Origin of the sequence: uncultured Bacteroides sp. (assembly GCF_947632445.1) — a bacterium.
Classification (GTDB): domain Bacteria; phylum Bacteroidota; class Bacteroidia; order Bacteroidales; family Bacteroidaceae; genus Bacteroides.
The window spans coordinates 1-4,314 of sequence record NZ_CANRPM010000116.1 but is presented as its reverse complement, the minus strand read 5'-3'; the positions used below and the strand labels follow the sequence as shown (position 1 = coordinate 4,314).

4 protein-coding genes and 1 pseudogene are annotated in these 4,314 nt (G+C 45.3%); all 5 read right to left on the bottom strand.

What is annotated here, in order from left to right; all coding sequences use genetic code 11:
* Window positions 1–87 precede the first annotated feature (87 nt).
* Window positions 88–291 (bottom strand): annotated as a pseudogene (locus Q0Z70_RS13120) (MBOAT family protein); the annotation flags it as partial.
* 161 nt (window positions 292–452) lie between these two features.
* Complete coding sequence (locus tag Q0Z70_RS13115; protein ID WP_298075195.1) at window positions 453–1,268, bottom strand: hypothetical protein; 816 nt, start codon at window positions 1,266–1,268, stop codon at window positions 453–455.
* Between the two features lie 5 nt (window positions 1,269–1,273).
* Window positions 1,274–2,170 (bottom strand): aldo/keto reductase, encoded by an 897-nt coding sequence (locus Q0Z70_RS13110; protein ID WP_298075193.1) that lies wholly within the window; start codon window positions 2,168–2,170, stop codon window positions 1,274–1,276.
* Complete coding sequence (locus tag Q0Z70_RS13105; RefSeq protein WP_298075191.1) at window positions 2,149–3,636, bottom strand: hypothetical protein; 1,488 nt, start codon at window positions 3,634–3,636, stop codon at window positions 2,149–2,151. Before Q0Z70_RS13105 ends, Q0Z70_RS13110 begins: the two co-directional genes overlap by 22 nt.
* Window positions 3,637–3,696: 60 nt before the next feature.
* Window positions 3,697–4,314, bottom strand: a 618-nt coding sequence (locus tag Q0Z70_RS13100; protein WP_298075189.1) for an acyl-CoA reductase, incomplete at its 5' end; no start/stop codon positions are given.

The following is a 4,314-nucleotide window of genomic DNA, read 5'->3' as shown; positions in this document are numbered from 1 at the left end:
GCAAGACTAACCTTGCTGAACTGTAATAAATAATTTATTTTTGTCCAATAACTGTAACGGTTATTCAGGACTAGTCAGACTCTTGAATCTTTCTATTAAAAGGCCACTAAAAAAACTACATAATGAAGTGATAGCTATCAATATCACAAACCGATAGTCCCACCATCCATAAAAGACATAACTTGCCACTACTATTAACAGGTTTTGCCATTTCAGTTGCCTAAAAACAAACCAGTATAACAAAAATACGATTGGCAAAAATATTAAAAAAGTAAAGGAGGTAAATAACATGTCACCAATATATTTATTTTTGCAGATAATATCTTTTACCTACCAGTCAATTTAGATGTAGACAAATTCATATAACATTCAGATCCTTTATAATACGACGAGTAAAGAGTTTTGCTCCCACCTTGTTCAAGAAGAACGAATTGCGGAATAATTCCGGATTGTCAGAAAAATCCGCATCCTCGAAATAATCCAAAAAATTCGATGCCTTGTTTGTTCCCCTGTTCGATAAAAGAATAAATAAACCTTTCACGCATATCGGCTGTAAACAACAATGATAGTTGTTTGGTTACGGGAGGAATGACGATGACCGGACGGAAATTGCGCTCCAAACAAAATCGAATCATTTCATTCAATATGCGCACGCCATCCTCGTACGCATCTTGATTTTTCAGGATGAGCGGATGCTTGAAATCCAGTATGCTGAATTCGTGCATCCAGCCGTTTATAAACTGCTCGGCGTTCCAGCGAAATTCTTTTTCGGGAATCGAATTGTCGGGATTACGAAATAAACGCCAAATATCCCGTATCACCTCAACGGAAGGATAATAGCGCAAGGGATTGTCCCTTTTGGCAAACACCTCCTGCTGCTTTTTATAAGAGCAATAAGGTATCGAAGACATACGCAGGATACTGTAATATTTATCCGGCAAATACAAACTGCTTCCTCCCAAACAGGAAAACGGGCACAACGGAATCAGCACGGTTCCGCCCTGTGGTTTAAGGAAACTGCTGTATGTCTTCAGAATAGCCAGGTCGGCGACCAAAGACTGCGGAGCCATTGCCCAGTTTGCCCCCTTCAATCCCAGCCCCGAATAGTCGAAAGCGTATTTCCCTGAGGAACTGCCGAGATTGACGATATCGAGGTTGAATGTACGGTGCTTCCAAAATTTCGGACAATCGGCAAACAATATGTCATTGTACCAGTAACTTTTTCGCCGGATTCCGGCGTTTATGATGTGTAAAATCTTGTTTTTCATATTTGTTATATTCCCGGGCAGATTGTAGATTCCGCCATATACTGATAATCGCGATTCATCGAAGATATGGTTTCGATTTCATCAGCCGTGAGTTGAAAATCGAAGATTGAAAAATTCTCTCTCAATCTCATCGGATTTTTAGTGCGCGGCAGGGGGATACAGCCGCGGTCCACATTCCAACGCAAGACGATCTGGGCCAATGTTTTTCCGTATTTCTGCATGATTCCCTTTATCGTCCCTTCCGCCTTGATTCGTTGGGCCGCCACATCCATCAACGGAGAATAGGTCATGAGCAGAATATCCTCTTTCCCGGCATATTCGACTTGTGCGTCTTTCGTCCCTATGGGACTTATATATATTTCATTGATATCGGGTTTCGCCTCCGTCGGCAGCTGCCCGATGTGTCGTGGGTGAAAATTGGAGACCCCCAGATATCGGACCTTGCCCTCGTCTTTCAGCCGAACCATCGTTTCCCAGATATCGGGGAAATAATCCTCATAAGGAAGATGTATCAACAAAGAGTCCAAATACTCGGTGTGCATTTCCCGCAGGGAAATATGTACTTTTTCCCGTACGAGTTCTGCAACCGAATGCTTTTGCATGAATGGGGAATATTTGTTGAAATATACTCCTGAGAGCGGTTCATTGACATATGAACCGTTTGCTGAAATTTTTGTCTGCAGAAATAGACTCTCTCTTTTGATTCGCCCCGATTTTGTCAGACGTTCCACCGCCATGCCGATGCCTGTCTCTCCCCGATAATCATCAGCTGTATCGAACAGCCGATATCCGACAGCCACGGCATTTTCAATGAGCAGGCACATCTCCTCTCTCTGAAAAGGAAATGTCCCAAGACCTATCGGAACCAATTCTATTCCGTCTAATGTTGTAATTTTGCGCATATTTTATGTTTTACAAGGTTCATAACCATCGTCCTTTCTCGTGCGGACAGACCGACAAACCATACCAACAGACCAATACTCAATTCCGTGAATGCCACATTGCACACGAAACGGACACCCCCTTCCGGCATAAGGCAATAAACAAACATGGGCACGACCACCGCGCACAATGTCACCTTGCCAATGGGGAGATATACCGTTCGAAAGAGACTTCTCAAACTAAATGGAACATATTTGTGTATAAGACGTAATCCGTTGAGTTGGGCGATGAAGTTAAGCAGCACGATGGAGACAAGGCACCATTCGGCTCGTCCGCCGAAACGGAGGATGCAATAGCTGACAGGTAGCGCCATCATCATCATCGTCCCGCCTTCCACATTCCCCGCCTTGATTCTGCCGATGGCATGATACGCCATCAACTGTGCGGAATGAATTGTTTGCAATAAAGATCCGATCAATACAATGATCGAAAAATACAATGTGTGATTCGGGACATCCACCAGCCAAATCCGCAGTATGTACCGCATTTCAAAACACAGCGGAAGAATGATGGCCAGCATCAGCATCCACGCATATTTCATGATGCGGAAAGTCAATTCATACATCGTATCGTAATCTTGCTGCGCAAAACTCTTTATAACACTCGGACGGGCAGAAACCATGATATTTGTAATAAATTGATTGACAGCTCCTTCAATTTGAGTCGCTATCGCTCTTGCGGCATTGACCGCCGGTCCGAGAAACATGTTCAACACGATGCTCACCCCTTGACCCTGGCACACCATAGCCATACCACCAAACAAGTCCCATCCCGAATAACCCATCAATGTTTCATATAGCGATTTGTCCTTAATCCTGCGGAAACGGCATTCCTTGTAACATCGTGATGTGTAATATCTGTAAAATAGCTGTATACCTATCTTGTTCATCATCAACAGCAGGGCATAGAAAATCAATCTGTCCGCAGGTGCATATTTGATTAGGAAAGCAATGCCTAAGGTCGCAAAAGCCTCGTAAAGCCCCACATAGGCGTAGATAGAAAAACGTTCGTGGGCAATCAGGGTGGCGGAATACGGGACTTGCGTAAACGTGAAAACCACGGTAACAATCGAGAACTGATACACCCATAAGGCAGCCATCATCCTTTCCGGAGGAATCACCATTTTGTGCAGCAGGAACCACAGGCCAATCGTTTCACCAACCAATACGGCAATGGCGGCTACGGCAATATGCAGGGTAAGGGATGCCGAAAAAGTGTCGCACAGTTCACGAAAGTCACCACAGCCCAATTGATAGGCAAGAAAACGGCTGGTCGATGAACTCAATGCGCCGTTCAAAAAGGAAACAATCGTCACGACCCCGCCGACAACACTGTATATGCCATAATCCGTTTCACCCAACGCATTCAGCACTATGCGCGAGGATATCAGTGCTGCTATCATCACAAAAAACATCCTCGCATACATATACAAGGTGTTTTTTGCTATGCGCCGGTTTGAAATGGTTTCCACCTGTTTGTGCAAAGTTTACCGCAACGGGCCGCCCAACGTGTTCCATTTGACCAACCGGTCAAAGAGGAATACGCCGTCCCACGGCATTTCAAAATTCAGCATACGGCCGATTTGCGGGCATCGTGCCACGCCTGCCGCGGTCGCCTCGTCGGCAAAAGCGACGGCTTTTTCTTCGGGAGCGGCTATTCCGATCGTCTGGATATACTCTTCGATATGTTGCAGGGCATCATTTATATGCTCTACCGAATGTACCATAAGCGTTCGGGAATACACCGGCTTACACAGTTCGTTGTCGTCGGAATACAGAATTGTCCACGACATCGTATCGCTTCCCCAGACCTTTCCTTTGAAATCATAGACACCCCGCGCCGAATGAATCGCCGAAATTTGTTCCGGAGAAACCGACGGTTTGGGTATCTGTATCTCTGTTTTCGGAAATGCTTCCGCCAAAATCGCGCAGAAGCGTTCCGGAGACACTTCTCCTCCCTTTTCAATATACAGGTTATGCGGAGAGGCGCATCCGGCCTGGTCGAACACACTTACATCGACCGATACCTTCCGGGCCAGTTTTTTTGCCTCCTGTTCAGACGAAAGAGCTTCTTTGGCAATGACTGCATACGAGAGTTTCGGCCC